At 70.9% G+C, this 21,462-nt stretch carries 18 protein-coding genes, 4 tRNA genes and 1 other RNA gene; 11 read left to right on the top strand and 12 right to left on the bottom strand.

Features of this window, described 5'->3' with window-relative positions; translation table 11 throughout:
* Nucleotides 1-19 precede the first annotated feature (19 nt).
* Together OG395_RS27155 and OG395_RS27150 are read right to left on the bottom strand one after the other, a co-directional pair.
* On the bottom strand, nucleotides 20-400 hold the full coding sequence (locus OG395_RS27155; protein ID WP_327245262.1) for a carboxymuconolactone decarboxylase family protein: 381 nt from the start codon (nucleotides 398-400) through the stop codon (nucleotides 20-22).
* Between the two features lie 465 nt (nucleotides 401-865).
* Nucleotides 866-953, bottom strand: a tRNA-Ser gene (locus OG395_RS27150).
* A gap of 110 nt (nucleotides 954-1,063) precedes the next feature.
* Between OG395_RS27150 and ffs the strand changes: the two genes are divergently transcribed.
* The 6 genes from ffs (at nucleotide 1,064) to OG395_RS27120 (ending at nucleotide 9,524) form a co-directional block, all read left to right on the top strand.
* An RNA gene (gene ffs / locus OG395_RS27145) (signal recognition particle sRNA small type) lies at nucleotides 1,064-1,158 on the top strand.
* Between the two features lie 138 nt (nucleotides 1,159-1,296).
* Nucleotides 1,297-3,480: a DNA polymerase III subunit gamma and tau gene (locus OG395_RS27140; protein WP_327245261.1), complete on the top strand. Its 2,184-nt coding sequence runs from the start codon at nucleotides 1,297-1,299 to the stop codon at nucleotides 3,478-3,480.
* A gap of 81 nt (nucleotides 3,481-3,561) precedes the next feature.
* On the top strand, nucleotides 3,562-4,812 hold the full coding sequence (gene purD, locus OG395_RS27135; protein ID WP_327245260.1) for a phosphoribosylamine--glycine ligase: 1,251 nt from the start codon (nucleotides 3,562-3,564) through the stop codon (nucleotides 4,810-4,812).
* 280 nt (nucleotides 4,813-5,092) lie between these two features.
* Nucleotides 5,093-6,862, top strand: coding sequence for a hypothetical protein (locus OG395_RS27130; protein ID WP_327245259.1), 1,770 nt, complete (start codon nucleotides 5,093-5,095; stop codon nucleotides 6,860-6,862).
* Nucleotides 6,863-7,049: 187 nt separating this feature from the next.
* On the top strand, nucleotides 7,050-8,513 hold the full coding sequence (locus tag OG395_RS27125) for a N,N-dimethylformamidase beta subunit family domain-containing protein (protein ID WP_327245258.1): 1,464 nt from the start codon (nucleotides 7,050-7,052) through the stop codon (nucleotides 8,511-8,513).
* A 111-nt stretch (nucleotides 8,514-8,624) separates the two neighbouring features.
* Nucleotides 8,625-9,524, top strand: a complete 900-nt coding sequence (locus OG395_RS27120; protein WP_327245257.1) for a phosphoribosylaminoimidazolesuccinocarboxamide synthase — start codon at nucleotides 8,625-8,627, stop codon at nucleotides 9,522-9,524.
* Nucleotides 9,525-9,567: 43 nt separating this feature from the next.
* Here OG395_RS27120 and OG395_RS27115 read toward each other — a convergent pair.
* The 8 genes from OG395_RS27115 to OG395_RS27080 form a co-directional block, all read right to left on the bottom strand.
* Nucleotides 9,568-9,643 (bottom strand) — tRNA-Gly (locus OG395_RS27115).
* 22 nt (nucleotides 9,644-9,665) lie between these two features.
* The gene (locus OG395_RS27110; RefSeq protein WP_327245256.1) at nucleotides 9,666-10,286 is read right to left on the bottom strand and encodes a response regulator transcription factor; all 621 of its coding nucleotides are present in this window, start codon (nucleotides 10,284-10,286) and stop codon (nucleotides 9,666-9,668) included.
* Nucleotides 10,283-11,515: a sensor histidine kinase gene (locus OG395_RS27105; protein ID WP_327245255.1), complete on the bottom strand. Its 1,233-nt coding sequence runs from the start codon at nucleotides 11,513-11,515 to the stop codon at nucleotides 10,283-10,285. Before OG395_RS27105 ends, OG395_RS27110 begins: the two co-directional genes overlap by 4 nt.
* 27 nt (nucleotides 11,516-11,542) lie before the next feature.
* Nucleotides 11,543-12,310, bottom strand: coding sequence for an ABC transporter permease (locus OG395_RS27100; RefSeq protein ID WP_327245254.1), 768 nt, complete (start codon nucleotides 12,308-12,310; stop codon nucleotides 11,543-11,545).
* Nucleotides 12,307-13,233 (bottom strand): ABC transporter ATP-binding protein, encoded by a 927-nt coding sequence (locus OG395_RS27095; protein WP_327245253.1) that lies wholly within the window; start codon nucleotides 13,231-13,233, stop codon nucleotides 12,307-12,309. Before OG395_RS27095 ends, OG395_RS27100 begins: the two co-directional genes overlap by 4 nt.
* A 142-nt stretch (nucleotides 13,234-13,375) precedes the next feature.
* A tRNA-Gly gene (locus OG395_RS27090) sits at nucleotides 13,376-13,448 on the bottom strand.
* An 81-nt stretch (nucleotides 13,449-13,529) separates the two neighbouring features.
* Nucleotides 13,530-13,601, bottom strand: a tRNA-Gly gene (locus OG395_RS27085).
* A gap of 125 nt (nucleotides 13,602-13,726) precedes the next feature.
* Nucleotides 13,727-14,062 (bottom strand): histone-like nucleoid-structuring protein Lsr2, encoded by a 336-nt coding sequence (locus OG395_RS27080; protein ID WP_327245252.1) that lies wholly within the window; start codon nucleotides 14,060-14,062, stop codon nucleotides 13,727-13,729.
* A gap of 383 nt (nucleotides 14,063-14,445) precedes the next feature.
* Here OG395_RS27080 and purS point away from each other — a divergent pair, with 383 nt between their 5' ends.
* The 5 genes from purS (at nucleotide 14,446) to OG395_RS27055 (ending at nucleotide 19,391) form a co-directional block, all read left to right on the top strand.
* Nucleotides 14,446-14,706, top strand: coding sequence for a phosphoribosylformylglycinamidine synthase subunit PurS (gene purS, locus OG395_RS27075; protein WP_037695153.1), 261 nt, complete (start codon nucleotides 14,446-14,448; stop codon nucleotides 14,704-14,706).
* Nucleotides 14,703-15,383: a phosphoribosylformylglycinamidine synthase subunit PurQ gene (purQ, locus tag OG395_RS27070; RefSeq protein ID WP_266983425.1), complete on the top strand. Its 681-nt coding sequence runs from the start codon at nucleotides 14,703-14,705 to the stop codon at nucleotides 15,381-15,383. The genes purS and purQ overlap by 4 nt, the downstream gene beginning before the upstream one ends.
* Nucleotides 15,380-17,629: a phosphoribosylformylglycinamidine synthase subunit PurL gene (purL, locus tag OG395_RS27065; protein WP_327245251.1), complete on the top strand. Its 2,250-nt coding sequence runs from the start codon at nucleotides 15,380-15,382 to the stop codon at nucleotides 17,627-17,629. The genes purQ and purL overlap by 4 nt, the downstream gene beginning before the upstream one ends.
* Before the next feature lie 93 nt (nucleotides 17,630-17,722).
* The gene (locus OG395_RS27060) at nucleotides 17,723-18,523 is read left to right on the top strand and encodes a maleylpyruvate isomerase family mycothiol-dependent enzyme (protein WP_327245250.1); all 801 of its coding nucleotides are present in this window, start codon (nucleotides 17,723-17,725) and stop codon (nucleotides 18,521-18,523) included.
* A gap of 52 nt (nucleotides 18,524-18,575) precedes the next feature.
* Nucleotides 18,576-19,391, top strand: coding sequence for an META domain-containing protein (locus OG395_RS27055; RefSeq protein WP_327245249.1), 816 nt, complete (start codon nucleotides 18,576-18,578; stop codon nucleotides 19,389-19,391).
* A gap of 1 nt (nucleotide 19,392) precedes the next feature.
* Here the strand turns inward: OG395_RS27055 and OG395_RS27050 are convergent, their stop codons facing one another.
* Nucleotides 19,393-20,844: a sulfatase family protein gene (locus tag OG395_RS27050; RefSeq protein WP_327245248.1), complete on the bottom strand. Its 1,452-nt coding sequence runs from the start codon at nucleotides 20,842-20,844 to the stop codon at nucleotides 19,393-19,395.
* 182 nt (nucleotides 20,845-21,026) lie between these two features.
* A complete protein-coding gene (locus OG395_RS58455; RefSeq protein ID WP_352303411.1) occupies nucleotides 21,027-21,119 on the bottom strand; it encodes a putative leader peptide in 93 nt (30 codons plus the stop codon).
* Between the last annotated feature and the right edge of the window lie 343 nt (nucleotides 21,120-21,462).

Genomic DNA, 21,462 nt, shown 5'->3' with positions numbered 1-21,462 from the left:
TGGCGCGCCGGAACTCCTCCTAGGTGGCCGACCGTCCGTCGGTGCTGGTCACACCCCCTGCTCGATGCTCGATGCCTTCGGCGAAGCCGAGGGCGCGCAGAACGCTGCCTGCCGCGTCGACCACCCGCGCACTGCCGACGATCGGTGCGATCGCCACGCAGACGGCCTTGGCGTCCTCGGCGGTCAGTCCGGCATCCTTCGCCACACTGAGATTGGCCAGGTACGAGGCCGGGGCGGCGTCCATGGCGATGAGCGCAGCCAGCCGCACGAGGTGGTACGTGCGTTCGTCCAGGCCGGAGTTGGGCAGCGTCTCGATGGTCATCTGTGCGAGCTGCTCGAAGACGGGGTGCTCGCCATGTGCGAGGGCGTCCAGGGTGCGCTCGGCTGCTTGTGTTGTCATGACCTGCATCCTTTCTCGCTTGAGGGGAACCGCATGGGCCAGAGGTGAAGCTGTGCATGGTGAGGCCACGGCGGCTGAATAGTCCTATCCCCCTGATTCCTCCACAATGTGCTCGTAAACGGGTCAGAGTGGGCTTCGGGGGTACTCGCGACAGAGGGATGGGCCCAGCAGCGGCGCCGAGAAGGCCGGGAATCCGTCCGCCGCAGACCTCCGGCCGCGCGGCCGGAGGCAGGGCCTCACGTCGGATGCGCACGCAGTAGCCGTGACCATCGGGAGCGCGAATCAGGAGGCGGCGAAATCCACGCCGCGCCGCACCGACCTCGTTCTCACCAAGTCCGGTCGGACCGACCAGTGGTCCGGCGGGACGGAGAAGGTCTCCTCCGGAAGCCCGGAGTGCCGGGCAATACGTCGAAGGGCCCCACCGCAAGCGGTGGGGCCCTTCGACGTATTGCCCGGTGAGAGCAATGGCGGAGGATACGAGATTCGAACTCGTGAGGGGTTGCCCCCAACACGCTTTCCAAGCGTGCGCCCTAGGCCACTAGGCGAATCCTCCGCGGCAAACAATACAAGACGTTGAGGAGTGCTCGCGAACCCGTTCCCCGGGGAGGGGTCGGGAGGGCGGGCGGGTGGACTCGACCGGGTGGGGATCGGCTAAGGTGGGCACCAGCCCCTCACGTGGCGCTATCTGACTGAACTCCCCCAGGGCCGGAAGGCAGCAAGGGTAGGTTGGCTCTGGCGGGTGCGTGGGGGGCCCTTGCGTGTTCGGCCCGTGGCGTCGATTCCCGCGGCGGCTTGCGAGCCGCCGCGGCCGCTCCTTCCCCGGTGCGGCCGTTCCTTCCCCGGTGGTGTTCCCGGTCCGGGACCGGTTGTCAGTCCGCCCCGATAACCTCGTATGTGTGTCGTCCCTTGCGCTGTACCGCCGCTACCGCCCCGAGTCGTTCGCCGAGGTCATCGGGCAGGAGCATGTCACTGACCCGCTGCAGCAGGCCCTGCGCAACAACCGGGTCAATCACGCGTACCTGTTCAGTGGTCCGCGCGGTTGCGGGAAGACGACCAGCGCGCGGATCCTCGCCCGCTGTCTGAACTGTGAGCAGGGCCCCACGCCGACGCCGTGCGGGGAGTGCCAGTCCTGCCGCGACCTCGCGCGCAACGGGCCGGGGTCGATCGATGTCATCGAGATCGACGCCGCATCGCACGGTGGCGTGGACGATGCCCGTGATCTGCGGGAGAAGGCGTTCTTCGGGCCTGCGTCGAGTCGTTACAAGATCTACATCATCGACGAGGCGCACATGGTCACATCGGCGGGGTTCAACGCCCTGCTGAAGGTGGTCGAGGAGCCGCCGGAGCATCTCAAGTTCATCTTCGCGACCACCGAGCCCGAGAAGGTCATCGGCACGATCCGGTCGCGTACGCACCACTACCCGTTCCGCCTCGTACCGCCGGGGACGCTGCGCGAATATCTGGCCGAGGTCTGCGGCAAGGAGAACAGCTACGTCGAGGACGGCGTCCTGCCGCTGGTCGTGCGGGCCGGCGCCGGTTCCGTGCGTGACTCGATGTCCGTCATGGACCAGCTGCTGGCCGGCGCGGGCGACGACGGTGTGACATATGCCATGGCGACGTCGCTGCTCGGTTATACGGACGGCTCGCTGCTCGACTCCATCGTGGACGCGTTCGCGGCGGGCGACGGGGCCGCGGCCTTCGAGGCCGTGGACCGGGTGATCGAGGGCGGCAACGACCCGCGGCGCTTCGTCGCCGACCTGCTGGAGCGGCTGCGCGACCTGGTGATCCTGGCCGCGGTGCCGGACGCCGGGGAGAAGGGGCTGATCGACGCACCGGCCGACGTGGTCGAGCGGATGCAGGCCCAGGCGTCCGTCTTCGGCGCCGCCGAACTGAGCCGCGCCGCCGACCTCGTCAACGAAGGGCTTACGGAGATGCGTGGGGCCACCTCGCCGCGTCTCCAGGTCGAGCTGATCTGCGCCAGGGTGCTGCTGCCCGCCGCCTTCGACGACGAGCGCTCGCTGCAGGCCCGGCTGGACCGGCTGGAGCGCGGTGCCTCGTTCGCGACGGCCGGAGCCGGGCCCGCCGTGGGGTACGTACCCGGGCGGGAGGCGGAGGCGCACGCGCCCGTGGCCATGGTTCCGCCGGGCGGCGGCGTCGCTGCCGCCCGGGCCGCCGTACGGGGGGACGTACCCGAGGCCGCGCCCGTGTCCGCCGCACCCGCGGCACCGGTCGCGCCCGCGCAGCCTGTGCAGTACGTGGCACCCGCCCCCGCACCGCAGCCACCCGCCGAGACTCCCTCCGGCGGTCAGCGTCCCGGGGCCTGGCCCGCCGCGGCCGTGCCGGAGCCGGGGCGCCGGCCCGGTGGCTGGCCGACCGCATCCGCCCCAGGTCAGGCCCCCGCCCCCGTCACGCCTGCGGCCCCCGCCCCCGCCCCCGCCCCCGTGCCCGCCGCCGCGCCCGCTCCCGGTGCGGCCGAGCCGGGCCCGGGGATGGCTCAGGGCGCCGCACAGGTGCGGAACATGTGGCCCGACATCCTGGAGGCCGTGAAGAACCGGCGCCGGTTCACCTGGATCCTGCTCAGCCAGAACGCTCAGGTCACCGGGTTCGACGGCACCACCCTGCAGATCGGCTTCCTCAACGCGGGCGCCCGCGACAACTTCGCGAGCAGCGGCAGCGAGGACGTGCTGAAGCAGGCGCTCGCCGAGCAGTTCAACATGCAGTGGAAGGTCGAGGCGATCGTCGACCCGTCGGGCGGCGCGGGGCAGCCTCCGCAGACCGGCGGCGGCCGGCCCTCGGCCGCAGCCGCCCCGCAGCGTCCGGCCGCGCCCGCCCCGCAGCAGTACGAGTCCCGGCCCACGCCCGCGCCGGCCCCGCACCAGCAGCCGGGCACCGGTCCCGCACCCGCCGCGGCGCCCGCACCCCCGCCGCAGCACGCCCCCGAGCCACCGCGTTCGGTCGCGCCCGAGGACGACATCCCCGAGGCGGACGACCCGGACCTGGTCGACTCCGCCCTCTCCGGTCACGACCTGATCGTCCGAGAGCTGGGCGCCACGGTCGTCGAGGAGTTCACCAACGAGTAGCGGTCCGGGAGCAGCTCCACGGGGTGTCCACGGAGCGGCGCCCGTCAAGGCCGCCGTGCCCCGGCGGCTAGGCTGCACCCCGTGAAGGTCCTCGTCATCGGCGGCGGCGCCCGCGAACACGCCCTGTGCCGCTCTCTCTCCCTCGACCCCGACGTCACCGATCTGTACTGCGCTCCCGGCAACGCCGGCATCGCAGAGGTGGCCGAACTGCACCCGGTCGACGCACTCGACGGCGCCGCCGTCGCGCGCCTCGCCACCGAACTGGGCGCCGAGCTGGTGGTCGTCGGCCCGGAGGCGCCGCTGGTCGCCGGGGTCGCCGACGCCGTCCGCGCCGCGGGCATCCCCTGCTTCGGCCCCTCCGGTGAGGCGGCCCAGCTGGAGGGCTCCAAGGCGTTCGCCAAGGACGTGATGGCCGGGGCAGGTGTTCCCACCGCCCGCAGCTATGTCTGCACCACCCCCGCCGAGATCGACGAGGCCCTCGATGCCTTCGGTGCCCCGTACGTCGTCAAGGACGACGGACTCGCGGCGGGCAAGGGCGTCGTCGTCACGGACGATGTCGAGGCGGCCCGCGCCCACGCGCTGGTCTGCGACCGCGTGGTCATCGAGGAGTTTCTCGACGGCCCCGAGGTGAGCCTCTTCGCGATCACGGACGGCACCACCGTGCTGCCGCTCCAGCCCGCCCAGGACTTCAAGCGGGCCCTCGACAACGACGAGGGCCCGAACACCGGCGGCATGGGCGCCTACTCCCCGCTGCCGTGGGCCGACCCCAAGCTGGTCGACGAGGTCATGCAGTCGGTCCTGCAGCCGACCGTCGACGAGCTCCGCCGCCGTGGCACCCCCTTCTCGGGGCTGCTGTACGCGGGTCTCGCAATCACTTCGCGGGGCGTCCGGGTCATCGAGTTCAACGCCCGCTTCGGCGACCCGGAGACCCAGGTGGTCCTGGCCCGGCTGAAGACCCCTCTGGCCGGTGTTCTGCTGGGCTCCGCCAACGGCACCCTGGACGAGCTGCCCCCGCTCAGGTGGCGCGACGCCGCCGCGGTCACCGTGGTCATCGCCTCGCACAACTACCCGGACACGCCGAGGACGGGTGACCCGATCGGCGGTCTCGACGACGTTGCGGTGCAGGACGCTCCGCATGCGTACGTCCTGCACGCCGGGACCAGGCGGGAGGGCGACACGATCGTCAGCGCGGGCGGCCGGGTGCTGTCCGTGACCGCGACGGGCGAGGACCTCGCCACCGCCCGGGAGCGCGCCTACACGGCGGCCGCCCGGATCCGGCTCGACGGCTCGCAGTTCCGTACGGACATCGCCCGAAAGGCCGCCGAAGCCTGATCGGCCGCTCCGGTACCTCCATTTCGCCCCCTCGGGCCTCGGGCCCGAGGGGGCGACGTCATGCCCTTGCCCTATGAGTACCGGCGCGTCAGCACCTTTAGCCAAAGCCATTCCATCGAGTGACGGATGGGCTATCCGGATGACGCCCGCCGAGGCCCCAACTAGGGTGCGGCGCAGGTGTTCCGGCACTTGGCCCACCGGCATTGCGATGTCTGTGACGGGTGCCACAGTGGGGGAGTGAGCAATCCCGCCGCGGGGGCAGAGGGGGTGACGTCCGGCCGTGTCCGGTACCGGTACTGGTGAGGAGCTGGGCGCGCAGGCTGCGCGCGCCCGAGCGCTCGCCCTGCTGCGCATTCGCAGCAGGGCAACGGCCGCGGCCCTGCTGCCGGCGGCGGTCGCCGTCGTACTGCTCGTCGCGGGTGCGCAGGGCCGTATCGGCGGTGGCGGCTGGTACGCCGTGCGCTGGGCGGTGACGGCCTGCGCTGTGCTCGTGCTGCTGGGCGCCGTCGCGGTCTCGGTCGCGATCGCGCGGGCGAGACCCGCGGTCAGTCCGACGGTCCCGCTCAGCGAGCAGGCCGCCCCCGATCTCTACCGGCTGGTCCGGGACCTCGCCGACCGGCTCGGTGTCCCGGCGCCGTCGGCCATAGCTCTCACGCCCGACTGCGACAGCTGGCTGGAGGACCGCACCCACCCCTCCGCGCAGCGGGCGGAGGGCTCCGTGGGCCGCCCCGCCGTCTCCGGCAGCCGCCGTCATGCCGTGCAGGCGGCGCCCGTGCTCGTCATCGGTTCGCCGTTCCTGTGGTGGATGCGGGTCGCGGAGCTACGGGCGGTGCTCGCCCCGGTCGTCGCGGGCACGGGCCCCTCCGTCCATCCCGACATAGCCGCCGCCCGCCGTTTCGTACGGGGGCTGGACGGCGCGGTCGCCGACGCGGACGCTCCCGTGCCCGGACCGCTCGCGACGCTGCGCAGAGTGCCGCGCCGCTTCGTCGGCTGGATCGCCCGGCTACTGCTCCGCACCTGTCGTGGTCATGCCGCAGCAATGGAGCGGGCTGTCGCCGCCGCCGCGTCCGAGCGTGCACAGGCTGTGGACTACGGGCTGCGGATCGTCGCCCAGGAGCAGGTCGGTCTCGCCTACGCGGGCTGGGACCGGCTGCTCACCCGGGTGGCGCTGCCGGCTTGGCGGATGGGCCGCTGGCCGTCCCGGCTCGACGCCGGCGTCGTCTCCGCCCTCACCGAACTCTCCCGGCGCGACCGGCTCGCCGAGGGCTTCACCTCCCGGCTCGGCGAGCGCCCCGCCTGCGACCTCCTGGAGGAGCCCGGAGCGGCCGACGAAGCGGCCTCGCTGCTGGCCGCCCGGCTCTTCCACGGCGGCCCGGCGGAGACCGGTCCCGACTGGTCCCCGGTCGACTGGCAGCAGTATCCGGAGGAGGTCGTCGACCGGAAGTGGCGCACCGAAGCGGCCCGTCTGCACCGCGTCATGGACGCACTGGGCGTACGGCATGCGCCGACGGTCGCGGAGGAGGACGGAGCCCGTGCGACCCAGGGATCGCACGGCGCCGATCCCGTGGACGTCGCCGTGCCGACACTGGCTCGGGTCGTCGAGCATCTGGTCGGCCGGGGCGGCCGCAGCGAGGAGCTCGCCGCGGGGATCAGTGCCGCCGTGGCCCGCGAGGAGGCCACGGCCCCGCAGCTCCCGCCGGGCCTCGCGGCAGCCGGTGTCTCCGGTGCCTGCACGGCCTCCGGCGGAGATGTCCTGGACTTCTGGGGATCCGACCCGCTGCCGCTTTTCCCGCTCCAACCGCCCCGTACGGGTACGGAGCTGCTCGCCGACCATGTTGCGGCGATGGTCTGCTGCGCCGCCGTGGACACGGCAGGTGCGGCGCCCGGCCTGGACTGGCTCGACGGGCCCGCGCTGCTGGTCGACGGCGAGCGCCGGGCCGATCTCGGCAGCCCGGTCCTCAGTCTGGTCGAGGACGGCGACGCCGGACCGCTGCGTTCGTGGCTCGCCTCGGTGGGCGTCCGCACCGACAAACCCGTCCGTCTCGTCTGACTCACGGGTGCACTCCGTACCCGTGGGTCATGGACTCGCCGGTCACGCGATCCGGAAGTCAGCGCTCCGTTCTCGCCAATTCGCGACGAACGGTGACGGAGTGCATGCGTTATGTGATGTGCTGGGGATCGACGCTGACAGTCGACGCACCACTGTTGTCCTGGGGGACTTGAGGGAGGGAGGCGCCATGGGGGCGGAGCGGATTCGCCGATGGGAATCGGGTGCCCTCGCGCATGCCGTCTCCGACCCGTTCGGCCAGGGCCCCCTGCCCTGGCTCCGCGGCAGCGAGAACTACTTCGACGACACCGGCCAGGTCGTCCCCTGGTACGCCGATCCCACCCTGGCCCGCGGTTCCACCGGCGGAGGCACCCGTACCGCCGACGACGTCCACCATCAGATCAAGGGCTTCATCTCGACGGGCGCCGCGGCCCCCGGTGAGGCGATCGACTTCCACGTCACCGTGGACCCGCCGCAGCAGTTCACCGTCGACATCTACCGCATCGGTCACTACGGGGGCGACGGCGCCGCCAAGATCACCACAAGCCCGCGGCTCTCCGGCATCGTCCAGCCCGCCCCGCTCACCGCCGACCGCACGGTCTCCTGCCACCACTGGTGGCAGTCCTGGCGGCTGCAGATTCCCGCCTACTGGTCGATCGGCGCCTACGTCGCCGTGCTCACCACGGTCGACGGCTACCGCTCCCACATCCCGTTCACGGTCCGCGACGACCACCCGGCCGACCTGCTGCTCGTCCTGCCGGACATCACCTGGCAGGCGTACAACCTCTACCCCGAGGACGGCCGCACCGGCGCCAGCCTCTACCACGCGTGGGACGAACAGGGCCGGCTGCTCGGCGAGGAGGACGCGGCGGTCACCGTCTCCTTCGACCGTCCGTACGCGGGCGCGGGCCTGCCCCTCCATGTCGGTCATGCCTACGACTTCATCCGCTGGGCCGAGCGGTACGGCTACGACATCGCGTACGCCGACACCCGCGATCTGCACGCCGGCCGGATCGACGTCGGCCGCTACCGGGGCCTGGTCTTCCCGGGCCACGACGAGTACTGGTCGGTCCCGATGCGCCGCACCGTGGAAGCGGCGCGCGACGGCGGCACCTCGCTCGTCTTCCTCTCCGCCAATTCCATGTACTGGCAGGTCAGCCTCTCCCCGTCACCGTCCGGTGTCCCGGACCGCCTGCTCACCTGCCGCAAACGCCGCGGCCCGGGCAGGCCCGCGCTCTGGCGCGAGGTCGACCGGGCCGAGCAGCAAGTCCTCGGCATCCAGTACGCGGGCCGGGTCCCGGACCCCCACCCTCTGGTCGTGCGGAACGCGGAGCACTGGCTCTGGGACGCGACCGGGGCGGGCGAGGGCGACGAGATCGACGGACTGGTAGCGGGCGAGGCCGACCGCTACTTCCCGCGCACCGCCCTCCCGGAGCACGACAACCGCATTCTGCTCGCCCACTCCCCGTACCGGGACGGCGAAGGCGCGACGCGCCACCAGGAGACGTCCCTCTACCGCGCCCCGTCCGGCGCCCTCGTCTTCGCCTCCGGCACCTTCGCCTGGTCCCCGGCCCTGGACCGCCCCGGCCACGTGGACACCCGCATCCAGCGCGCCACTGCCAATCTCCTCGACCGCATCTGCAAGCGCGGCTGAGAAGGGCTGTCCGGAGTCACCTGCGGGTGGTTCTCAACCCCCCGCGCCACCCCATCCCACCGGATACGGGAGAATCGGAACGACTCCTGGAACAACCTACGCGGAGGCAGCGTGTCCGGATTTGTAGAAAAGCCCGAGCCGGTGGTGGTCCCCGGACTCACCCACCTCCACACCGGCAAGGTGCGCGACCTGTACCGGAACGAGGCGGGCGACCTCGTGATGGTCGCCAGCGACCGTATGTCCGCGTACGACTGGGTCCTGCCCACCGAGATCCCCGACAAGGGCCGCGTCCTCACCCAGCTCTCGCTGTGGTGGTTCGACCAGCTGTCCGATCTCGTCCCGAACCACGTCCTGTCCACGGAGCTCCCCGCCGGAGCCCCCGCAGACTGGGCCGGACGGACGCTGATCTGCAAGTCGCTGCGGATGGTCCCCGTCGAGTGCGTCGCCCGCGGCTATCTCACCGGCTCGGGCCTCGTCGAGTACAACGAGTCCCGTACGGTCTGCGGACTCGCCCTCCCCGAGGGGCTCGTCGACGGATCCGAACTCCCTGCACCGATCTTCACCCCCGCCACCAAGGCGGCCGTCGGTGACCACGACGAGAACGTGTCGTACGAGGAAGTGGCGCGCGAGGTCGGTGCGGAGACCGCGGCCCTGCTGCGCAGCACCACCCTCGACGTCTACGCCCGGGCCCGCGACATCGCCCGCGAGCGCGGCATCATCCTCGCGGACACCAAGTTCGAGTTCGGCTTCGACGGTGAGGACCTGATCATCGCGGACGAGGTGTTGACCCCGGACTCGTCCCGCTTCTGGCCGGCCGCTGCCTGGGAGCCGGGCAAGGCTCAGCCCTCGTACGACAAGCAGTTCGTGCGCGACTGGCTGACCTCCCCGGCCTCCGGCTGGGACCGGAAGAGCGAGCAGCCACCCCCGGCGCTGCCGCAGGAGATCGTCGACGCGACCCGGGCGAAGTACCTGGAGGCGTACGAACTCCTCACCGGCACCACCTGGCAGTAGGACATGAAGAAGGCCCCGGTCGCAGGACCGGGGCCTTCTTGTGTGGAGCGAACGACGAGGTTCGAACTCGCGACCTCAACCTTGGCAAGGTTGCGCTCTACCAGCTGAGCTACGTTCGCATGCGCCGAAGCGCGATGCCTACTATACCCATCCGCGCTCCCGCGCGAGACGCACCGCCGCATGACGGTTCTCCGCACCGAGCTTCGAAGCGGCCGCGGAGAGGTAATTCCGTACGGTTCCCTGCGACAGCGACGCCCGCTCCGCGATCTCCGCGACCGGCGCCCCGTCCGCCGCCAGTTCCAGCACCTCGGCCTCGCGCGCCGTCAGCGGCGAGTCCCCTGCGGAGATCGCGTCGGCCGCCAACTCCGGGTCCACATAACGGTGTCCGGCGTGGACGGTACGGATGATGCCGGCCAGCTGCCGGGCGCTGACCGTCTTCGGGACGAACGCCCGCACGCCCGCCGCGAGCGCCCGTTTCAGATGTCCGGGGCGGCCATGACTCGTCACGATCATGGTCCGGCAGCCGGGCAGTTCAGCACGTAGCGATGTGGCCACACTCACACCGTCCGAACCCGGCATCTCCAGGTCGAGGACCGCGACATCGGGGCGGTGGGCGCGCGCCATGGCGAGCGCCTCCGGACCGGTCGCCGCCTCGGCGACCACGACGAGGTCGTCCTCCAGCGCGAGCAGCGCGGCCAGCGCGCCCCGGATCAGATGCTCGTCGTCGGCGAGCAGCACCCGTACGGTCTGCGCGGTCGTCATCGTTCCTCCTGCAAGGGGGCTGTGCGCGGCTGCGGTACCGGGATGGTCGCCGTCAGCCGGAAGAGCCCGTTCCCCGCCGGGCCCGCGTCCAGCGAACCGTCCAGCGTGCCCAGTCGCTCCCGCAGCCCGGCCAGCCCGGAACCACCCGCACCGGCCATCGGCACCGCCGCGCCCGCCCCGTCGTTCTCCATGTCCAGCACCACCGAGTCCGCAGTCGCCCCGAGCCGGATCGTGCAGCGCCGCGGATCGCCGTGCCGCAGCACATTGGTTGCCGCCTCCCGCACGACCCAGCCGAGTGCCGACTGCACGGGTGCGGGCAGGCCCGTACCGGCGTCCCCCTCGACGCCGCACTCGATTCCCGCCGCCCGCAACACGCTCTGCGCCCCGGTGAGTTCCGTCTGCAGATCTGCCTCCCGGTAGCCCCGCACGACATCGCGGATCTCCTGCTGGGAGGCGCGGGCGATCCGCTGCACCTCCACCATCTCGTTCACAGCCTGCGGCTTGCCGCGCTGCGCCAGCTCCACCGCCAGCTCGCTCTTCAGCGCGATCACGGCGAGATTGCGGCCCAACACGTCATGCATGTCCCGGCCGAACCGCAGCCGCTCCTCGGCAACCGCCAGCCGCGCCTGCACGTCCCGGGCCTCCCGGAGCTTCCACATCACATCCAGCATCCAGGCGGAGCAGCGCGAGGTCAGCACGGTCCAGCCGCCCCAGAAGCCGACCGACACCAGAACGTCGAAGACCCGCTCACGGCCTCCGACAAGCGCGCAGACCCCGCAGAGCGCCGCCAGCAGGCCAGCGTGCGCCAGGACCACGGTCCGCCGTCGCACACTCAGGCTGAACCACATGCCGAACGGCAGGACAGCCCCTCCGAGCGCCATCCACAGATCGGGGAACCCGCCCGGCCCGGCATTCTCGGCCAGCCACACCGTGGTCGCCAGGTTCACGGCCATCAGCGCGCCCCCGCGGAGCAGTTGCCCGCCGCAGGCGACCGCCCGGCCCAGGTACGCGTCGAGCGACGGGGACGTCATCCGGGTGGCATGCACGCCCTGAGCCACCGCGAGCAGACAGACGGCGACGATCAGCCAGGGCGCGGCGGACGCGCGGACCGGGCGGGTCAGCGACAGGGCCGACTGCACGGCGACCCCCAGCCACACCAGGGCGTACAGCGTCCCGCGCGTGTACAGGTCGACCTTGTCGAGCCCGCTGCGGCCACGCCAGCCCCGCATCCGCACCCACACAGCACTACCCCCCCCTCAGCGCCGCGGTTCCCAACGGAACCACCGCTGCACAGCAAACACTGCGACCGCCGTCCAGACCAGCGCGTTCAGCCCCGCCCCGAGCAGGCCGGCGCCCTCGCCGCCGAGCCAGCCGGTCCGTACGAGGGTCATCACACCGGTCATCGGCAGCAGTTCGCACACCGCTGCCGGCCCGTCCGGCAGCACGTCCAGGGGCACGAAGAGCCCGGAGCCCACCATCGAGACGAGGAACAGCGGCAGGCTGGTGAGCTGCGCGGTCTGTACGGTGCGGGTCACCGCGGACGTCGCAGCCGCCAGCGCGGTCAGCATCACCACACCCGCCAGCAGCCCGGCTGCGAGCAGCTCGGGCCGCCGCGGCCCGCCGAGCCCGAACGCGGCCGCGCCGACCGAGATCATCAGCACGGTCTGGGCGAGCGCCAGCGCCACGGACGGCATCGCTGTCCCGGTGAGGATCTCCCGGTCGGGCACCTCTCCGGTACGCAGCCGCTTCAGCACCAGATCCTCGCGCCGCGCGACATAGGCGGCGACCAGGTTCATGTAGACGACCTGGATCAGCACCATGCCGACGCCCCCGCTCAGTGCCGCTCCGGCCACGGTCACCCCGGTCCCGGCGAGGTCGACCGATTCGAGCGACGACTTCATCGCCACGACCATCACCACCGGGACGAGTAGCGCGACGAAGACCGCCGACCTGTTCCGCAGCAGCAGCGTCAGCTCGGCCCGCCCGAGAGCGCTCAGCCGTCCCCGGACCGTCGTGCCGGTCATGCCGTCACCACCGCTTCCTGCGCCGTCCGCGCGATATCGAGAAACGCCTCTTCGAGCGAGGCCGAACGGGCGTCGAGCCGCAGGAGTTCCACGTCGGACTCCCGTGCCCAGCCGAGCAGTTCGCCCAGCGAGTCCTGCAGTCGGTGGGTGCGGATCTCGATCCGCCTCCCGTCGGCCGCGGCCCGCAGCCCCAGCGGCAGCCGCCCCGCACCGACCCCTGGAGGCAGCTCGAACCGGATCCGGGCCGGACGGGACGCGGTCACCTCGGCGGGGGTCCCCGCCGACACGATCCGGCCCCGGTGCATGATCGCCAGCCGGTCTGCGAGCGATTCCGCCTCTTCCAGGTAGTGCGTGGTGAGAAGGACCGTCGTGCCGCCGTCCCGCAGTGTCCGCACCAGCTCCCAGGTGTCCCGCCGCCCCTCGGCATCGAGTCCGGTGGTCGGCTCGTCCAGGAACAGCACGTCCGGCCTGCCGAGCAGCGCCAGCGCCAGGTCGAGGCGTCGCTTCTCGCCGCCGGAGAGTTGCTTGACCCGTACGTGCGCGCGGCCGGTGAGGCCGACGAGCCCCAGCGCCTCACCGGTGGGCCGCGGTGCGCTGGTGCATCCCGCCCACATCCGCAGGGTCTCGGCGACCGTGAGATCGGACGGGAAGCCGCCCTCCTGGAGCATCACCCCGATCCGGGGGCGGACGGCGGCGCGCTCGCGGTACGGGTCGTGGCCGAGCACCCGTACGACCCCGCTGTCGGGCCGGGCCAGTCCCTCCAGCAATTCGACGGTGGATGTCTTGCCCGCGCCGTTCGTCCCGAGCAGCGCGAAGATCTCGCCGCGCGCCACGGAGAAGGAGATCCCGCTCACAGCCTCGAAGCCGCCGGCATAGCGGCGCCGCAGCCCGTTCGCCTCGATCACGCATTCATCGCTGGTCATGTCCTCAGACTTCCGCCGGATCACGGCGGCGAGCAGTGCGAGCTGTCACCACTGCCCATGACAAACGTCATGCGGGTCGGGATGACGGGTGTCGGAATACGACGAAGGCCCTGGTCGATATCGACCAGGGCCTTCGATTAAGAGCGGACGACGAGATTCGAACTCGCGACCCTCACCTTGGCAAGGTGATGCTCTACCAACTGAGCCACGTCCGCATTGCTGCCGCTCAGCTTTCACTGGGCGGTGCGAACACCACTCTACCCGATCCACCGGAGTGGTTGCGAAGAGCGATGCAGAGCGGGTGACAGGAATTGCACACTGCGCCTTCCCCCTGGAAGGGGGATGTTCTGCTACTGAACTACACCCGCACGCTGCGTGAGGCCCGGCTTTTCGGCCTTGCCCCTCGGCGTGCTCCAGACTCTAGCCGACCTGATGGGGTGTCGCGCAAGTCGGTGCCTCGGGGTGTCGCCACAGGGTCTGCGCGGGGTGTCGTTCAACTGGCGTCGCGGAACGCCTCGTAGACCTTCTTGGGGATCCGGCCGCGGGCCGGCACCTCCATCCGGTGCGAGCGGGCCCAGGCGCGCACGGCCGCCGGGTCGGGCGCCAGTGAGGTGTGCCGGTACGAGACGGGAGTCTTGCCGCGCTTGCCGGCATTTGTCTGCTTACGGCCGGCCGCCATGTACGGCGCGAGGACCTTGCGCAGTTTCTTTGCATTGGACGGATTGAGGTCGATCTCGTACGACTTCCCGTCCAGGGCGAAGGTGACCGTTTCCGCCGCTGCTCCCCCGTCGATGTCGTCGGAGAGCGTGACCACTACGCGCTGAGCCACGGATATCGGTCCTTTCCTACGGCATCGGCGCGTCTGGCATGCGCTGATGACCGGCCTTCCGGCTGCTAGGCGGATGCGGGTCGACCGGTGTCGACTGTTTAGGGGCAATCCTGCTTTCCCCGGTAATCATTTGTACAGCGACAGGCACCGCATTGTGAAGCCCAGCCAATTGTCTCCGCGTGTCCACCTTCAATGTATGCGCCGTGAGGATTTTTCTGCGCTGGACTTTTCCCGCCTGTTGTCGCGGCCGATATCTCCATGTGATCAAGCCTGTTTGATATCTACCCGCGTAGAATTTCCGGCCAGGTAAGCTGAGGGAACCTGCGGGGGTCTGGGGAGCCCCCCGGAGAAACAGCCGCACCACACCACCACCGGGAGTGCCAGTGGCACGCGTCGTAGTCGACGTCATGCTCAAGCCGGAGATCCTCGACCCGCAGGGACAGGCGGTGCAGCGTGCACTGCCCCGTCTCGGCTTCGAGGGAATCGCGGACGTACGTCAGGGAAAGCGTTTCGAGCTGGAGGTCGAGGGGCCGGTCGATGATGCCGCCCTCGGTCGCATTCACGAGATGGCCGAGACGTTCCTCGCCAACACCGTCATCGAGGACTTCACCGTGAAGGTGGAGAAGGCCGAGGAGTCGAAGTGACTGCTCGTATCGGAGTCGTCACCTTTCCGGGCACGCTCGATGACCAGGACAGCCTGAGGGCCGTACGGGTCGCCGGCGCCGAACCCGTATCGCTGTGGCACCGCGACAAGGACCTGCACCAGGTCGACGCGGTCATCCTGGCGGGCGGCTTCTCCTACGGCGACTATCTGCGGGCCGGAGCCATCTCCCGGTTCTCGCCGGTCATGGAGACCATCATCGAGCAGGCCAAGGCGGGGATGCCGGTCCTCGGCATCTGCAACGGCTTCCAGATCCTGACCGAGGCGCACCTGCTGCCCGGCGCGATGCTGCAGAACAACCACCTGCACTTCATCTGCCGCGACCAGAAGCTCCGCGTCGAGAACGCGGAGACCGCCTGGACCTCGGACTACTCCGCCGGCCAGGAGATCTCCGTACCGCTCAAGAACATGGACGGGCGTTACGTCGCCGACGAGCGCGTCCTCGACGAGCTGGAGGCGGAGGGCCGCGTCGCCTTCCGCTACGTGGACGTGAACCCCAACGGCTCGCTCCGCGACATCGCCGGCATCACCAACGCCGCGGGCAATGTCGTCGGTCTGATGCCGCACCCGGAGCACGCCGTCGAGCCGCTGATCGGAACCGGTCGCACCGACGGTCTCGGTTTCTTCACCTCGATCATCAAGAAGCTGGTCAACGCATGAGCCTGGATACGGTCAAGCACGCGGCCGAGACCCCGGATGTCGAGCAGCCCTGGAAGGAGCTCGGCCTCAAGGAGGACGAGTACGCCCGGATCCGCGAGATCCTGGGCCGCCGTCCCACCGGCGCCGAGCTCGCCATGTACTCCGTGATGTGGTCCGAGCACTGCTCGTACAAGAGCAGCAAGGTCCACCTCAAGCAGTTCGGCGAGAAGGTCCCCGTCAACGACGCGATGCTCGTCGGCATCGGCGAGAACGCCGGTGTGGTCGACGTCGGTCAGGGTTACGCGGTCACCTTCAAGGTCGAGTCGCACAACCACCCCTCGTACATCGAGCCCTACCAGGGCGCGGCCACCGGCGTCGGCGGCATCGTCCGCGACATCCTCGCCATGGGTGCCCGTCCGGTCGCGGTCGTCGACCCGCTGCGGTTCGGCGCGGCCGACCACCCCGACACCAAGCGGGTCCTTCCGGGTGTCGTCGCGGGTATCGGCGGGTACGGCAACTGCCTGGGTCTGCCCAACATCGGCGGCGAGGTCGTCTTCGACGCCTGCTACCAGGGCAACCCGCTCGTCAACGCCGGCTGCATCGGCGTGATGAAGCACGAGGACATCCACCTGGCCCAGGCCTCCGGCCCCGGCAACAAGGTGATCCTGTACGGCGCCCGCACCGGCGGCGACGGCATCGGCGGCGTCTCGGTCCTGGCCTCGGAGACCTTCGAGTCGACCGGTCCGGCGAAGCGCCCGGCCGTCCAGGTCGGCGACCCCTTCCAGGAGAAGCTCCTCATCGAGTGCACCCTGGAGATCTTCGGCGAGAAGCTCGTCGCCGGCATCCAGGACCTCGGCGGCGCGGGTCTCTCCTGTGCCACCTCGGAGCTGGCCTCCGCCGGTTCCGGCGGTATGCGCGTCGAGCTGGACACCGTTCCGCTGCGCGACTCCTCCCTCTCGCCCGAGGAAATCCTCATGAGCGAGTCGCAGGAGCGCATGTGCGCGATCGTCGAGCCGCAGCACGTGGACCGCTTCCTGGAGATCTGCGAGAAGTGGGACGTCATCGCCACCGTCATCGGTGAGGTGACCGAGGGCTCGCAGCTGGAGATCTTCTGGCACGGCGAGCAGATCGTCGACGTGCCGCCGCGGTCCGTCGCCCACGAGGGCCCGACGTACCACCGCCCGTTCGCCCGCCCGTCCTGGCAGGACGCGCTGCAGGCCGACGACGCGAACAAGCTCGCCCGCCCGGCGAACGCCGCGGAGCTGCGCGAGCAGGTGCTGAAGCTGGTCGCCTCCCCGAACCAGGCCTCGAAGGCGTGGATCACGGACCAGTACGACCGGTTCGTGCAGGGCAACACCGTGCTCGCGATGCCCGAGGACGCCGGCATGGTCCGGATCGACGAGAAGTCGAACCTGGGCGTGGCCATGGCGACCGACGGCAACGGCCGGTACGCGAAGCTCGACCCGTACACGGGTGCGCAGCTCGCGCTGGCGGAGGCGTACCGCAATGTCGCCACCTCCGGCGCCAAGCCGCTCGCCATCTCGGACTGCCTGAACTTCGGTTCGCCCGAGGACCCGGACGTCATGTGGCAGTTCGCCGAGGCCACCCGCGGTCTCGCGGACGGCTGCCTGGAGCTCGGCACCCCGGTCACCGGCGGCAATGTGTCGCTGTACAACCAGACCGGTGAGACGGCGATCCACCCGACGCCGGTCGTGGCCGTGCTCGGTGTGATCGACGATGTGACGCGGCGTACGCCGGTCGCCTTCAAGGAAGAGGGCCAGCTCCTCTACCTGCTCGGCGACACGCGTGAGGAGTTCGGCGGCTCGGCCTGGTCCGAGGTCGTCCACAACCACCTCGGCGGGCTGCCGCCCAAGGTCGACCTGGGCCGCGAGAAGCTGCTCGGCGAGATCCTGATCTCGGCGTCCCGCGACGGCATGGTCGACGCGGCGCACGACCTCTCCGACGGCGGTCTGATCCAGGCGGTCACCGAGTCCTGCCTCCGCGGCGGGAAGGGTGCCCGGCTGGTCGTGCCGGACGGTCTGGACGCGTTCACGTTCCTCTTCTCCGAGTCTGCGGGCCGCGCGGTCGTCTCGATTCCGCGCAGCGAGGAGCTCCGCTTCAACGACATGTGCGGGGCGCGGGGTCTGCCCGTCACCCGGATCGGTGTCGTGGACGGTGAGGAGATCGAGGTCCAGGGCGAGTTCAGCATCCCGCTGAGCGAGCTCCGCACGGCCCACGAGGCGACGATCCCCGGTCTGCTCGCCTGAGCCGGACGCGCTGTTCCACCGCGTGACGTCAAGCCCCCGCCCGGTCCGCCGGGCGGGGGCTTCGTCGTGGGGACACCCCGTAGGCTCGCTCCCATGCCGCCGTCCCAGAAGCGCGCCCGCCGCTACGACCTCGCCCGGACCCGCACCGCCGTACAGGCGCAGTTCGCCCATGTCCGGTCAGCGGTCAGCACACTGACGCCCGATCAGCTCGCCCTGCCGACCCGGCTCGGGGAGTGGACGGTGCGGGAGCTGGCCGCCCATCTGACCATGGGGGTCTCGAACGTCTGCCGGAACCTGGAGCTGCCCGAGCCGCCCGGCGAGAAGCCCGGGGTCTCCCTGCTGGAGTGGCCGTTCTCGACCGCGGGGCGGGCCGGCCGGATCGCCGACGACACCAGGGCGCTCGCCGCGGACCGTCCCGATCTCGACGCGCTGTACGCGGAGGTCGCCGACCGGTTCGATGCGGTCGTGCCGGGCGTGGGCGAGGACCGGCTGCTGCCGACCCGGGTCGGTGTGATGCGGCTGGGTGACTTCCTCGTCACCCGCACCGTCGAACTCGTCGTGCACACGGACGACCTGAACGCGGCTGCCGGGCTCGACATCCCGTACGACCGGCAGGCTCTCGCCGCCTGCACGCGGCTGCTCGCCGACGCCCTCGCGGAGAAGGCGCCCGGCGGCTCGGTGGAGGTGCGCGTTCCCCCGTTCGCCGTCGTCCAGTGCGTCCCGGGCCCGAAGCACACGCGCGGTACGCCGCCCAACGTCGTCGAGACCGATCCGCTGACCTGGATCCGGCTCGCGACCGGGCGTACGCGGTGGCGGGCGGCGCTCGACGCGGCAGAGGTCAGTGCCGGCGGTGAGCGGGCCGATCTCGGCGACCTGCTGCCGCTGCTGCGCTGAGGGGAACCGGATCGGCCCTCCGTACCGTCAGATGGCCATGCTGAGACAACGTATGGCTGTCAGCGCCGGCGTCCTGGCCCTTCTTGCCCTTGTCGGCTGTGGTACGAAGCAGGGCCACGGAGCCGGTACCGGCTCGGGGTCCGACGACCGTGGCTCCGTAACGACCGACCTGGCCGTCACCGACGTCTACTGGACGGCCGACTCGGTGACGGTCGGCGGCAGGAGGACCGCCGCTCCGGACGGCGCCCATGTCACGATCACGCCCGAAGGCAGGGCCCGCGGGAACTCCGGCTGCAACTCCTTCTCCGTCGCGGTCAAGATGAACGGCGACGAGATCACCGTCGGCCGGGTCGCGTGGACCGCGATGGGCTGCAGGAAGGACACCGGGCAGTTCGAGAGGACCATGTCCCGCACCTTCAGCGGCACACTCACCGCCGCCGTGACGGACAGGACCCTCACCTTGACCACGGCGACGGGCGACGCCATCGCCTTCACCTCGGAGCCCGCGACCCCGCTCATCGGCACCACCTGGACGGTCACCACCCTGATCTCCGGCTCGGTCGCCTCATCGCTGCCTGCCGGTGCGGAGAAGAAGGCGCGACTGAGCTTCGGCAAGGACGACTCCGTGCAAGGCAGCCCCGGCTGCAACCAGATCCGCGGCGCCGCGACGGTCTCCGGCTCCGCCATCACGTTCGGCCGGATCAACGGCACCAAGATGATGTGCCCGGATCCGCAGATGAAGGTGGAACGCGCGCTGTTCGAGATCCTGGACGGGAGGACGACGTACCGGATCGATCACCGCAGGCTGACCCTCACCGCGGCGAACGGCGAGGGTTTCAGCGCGACGGCATCCGCACCCGGGAAGTGAGTCAGGCCCCCGTCGGGTACGGCAGCAGACCGGCGTTCGTTCTCTCCCAGGACGCCCGCAGTTCGGCCAGCAGCTCCGGCTCGGCCTCCGCCCGGTTCGCCTGTTCCCGCTGGTCATGGGCGAGCTGGAAGAGCTGGTCGACGCCGCTCCTGCCCCGGTAGTACTTCCAGTCGCCGCGCCGCAGCGCCCGCTCCCCGCGTACCCGCCAGAACAGATCCCGTTCCGCGGGCTCCTCGTCCCGCAGCAGATATCCGGCGAGGCTGATGCCGTCCAGCGGATACGCGCGGTCCGGGCGCGCGCCGCCGAGCTCCAGCAGCGTCGCCGTCCAGTCCGGCGAGAACACCGGCAGACCGCTCACCTGGCGCGGGGCGATCCTGGCCGGCCAGCGAAGCACCGCCGGAACCCGGATCCCGCCCTCCTGCAGCGAGGACTTGTTGCCGGAGAGCGGCCACTGGTACGAGAACCGTTCGCCCCCGTTGTCGCTCGCGAAGAAGACCAGGGTGTCCTCCTCCTGACCGGACCGCTTCAGCGCCTTCAGCACCTCGCCGACCGAGCGGTCCAGGTCCTCGACCATCTGCTTGTACTTCTCGACCGAGCCGCCGTCCGCGTGGAACAGCCCCGCGAGCCCGCCGGCCTTGATCCTGCGGACGATCTCGGCGCTCTCGGCCGTGTCGCCCTCCGCGATCCACGGCCAGTGCGGGGTGGTGAAGTTCAGGTTGAGCAGCCACGGCTTGTCGTGGTCGCGCTCTACGTACTCGCTCGCCCGCTCGGTCAGGATCCTGGTGTAGTAGCGCAGGTCCTTGTATGTGGCGTCGCCCTCGTAGAGGTCGTACTCGCCGCCGAGGCCGAGCTTGGAGTAGTACTCCAGCGCCCCGCCGAAGTTCCCGAAGAACTCGTCCCAGCCGGATTTGGTGGGGCTGTAGTCCGGCAGATGGCCGCAGTGCCACTTGCCGATCAGCGCGGTGGCGTACCCCGCGCTGCGCAGCAGGGAGGCGAGCGTCGGGTGCGTGGGTTCGAGTCCGACCGACCGGTCCGCGATGGGCTCGGCGAGTCCGCCCTTCGTACGGCCCGGATAGCGGCCGGTGTAGAGGCTGAACCGGGTGGGGGAGCAGGTCGCCGAGCCGGAGTAGGCGTCCGTGAACCGCACGCCCTCGCGGCCCAGCCGGTCCAGGTTCGGGGTGTGGATGTGTGGAGAGCCGTACGAGGAGAGGTCGGCCCAGCCGAGGTCGTCGCCGAGGATGAAGAGGATGTTGGGCCGCCGGGAGTGCTTGCCGCGGGCGGCCCGGAAGGGGCGCTCGCGGGCGTCCTCGGCGGGGGCGGCGGAAGCGGGGGCGGCGGACAGACCGACGGCGGCGGTGGCGGCGGTCGCGCCCACGACGGTCCCGAAGGCGCGCCGGGTCAGTGACGCCTTGTCCGTACTGTTGTTCGAATAAACCGGTTCGTGAGAAGTCATGGCTGCTCCAGGGCGGGGCTCGGCCGCACATGGCGGCGAAGCGGGGGAGAGCTGGGGCCCGTCAGGCGTCAGGCGCAGGCCGATGCCGGGTACGGGTGGAGGAGGCGGCAGCGAGGGGCGTGGACGCACGGCCGGGAATCAGCGCTACCGCCGATCCGGTGCGGGGGTGCGTGCAGCGAAAATCAGGCGCAGCGACAGATGGCGCTCGCGACACGTCCCAGATCGACGTGGCGGCGCTCCACGAGCGTGACCGAACGGTCACCGAGGGGCTGCATGGGCCAGGAGCCTGCCAATGGGGCATGCGCCTGTCAACGCCGGTCTCGCACTCCGGACGCCGGGGCGACGCGCACCCGGGATCCCGTGTGCGGCTCACCCGCGGCCCCGCGCAGAGGACCCGACGGTGACACCGGCGGTGCGGAGAAGCCGCATACCGGCCTCGGCGGCTCGCGCCCGGTGTGAGGCTCACCACGAAACGAGCGTTCGGCCAGCGCCCTGGGCGCCCCGTCGGCGGACTCACCGAGCGCCACCACCGGGCCCGGCGCCCCGGGGACAACCCCTGGCTTGAACTAGCCGGTGACCCGCCCGTAGGCCGGGCGTCAGCCGTCCTGTGGCGGATCC

Source organism: Streptomyces sp. NBC_01320 (assembly GCF_035974375.1).
GTDB classification, from domain to species: domain Bacteria; phylum Actinomycetota; class Actinomycetes; order Streptomycetales; family Streptomycetaceae; genus Streptomyces; species Streptomyces yanii.
The sequence above is the reverse complement of the archived record's forward strand: the minus strand, read 5'-3'. Positions and strand labels throughout refer to the sequence as shown.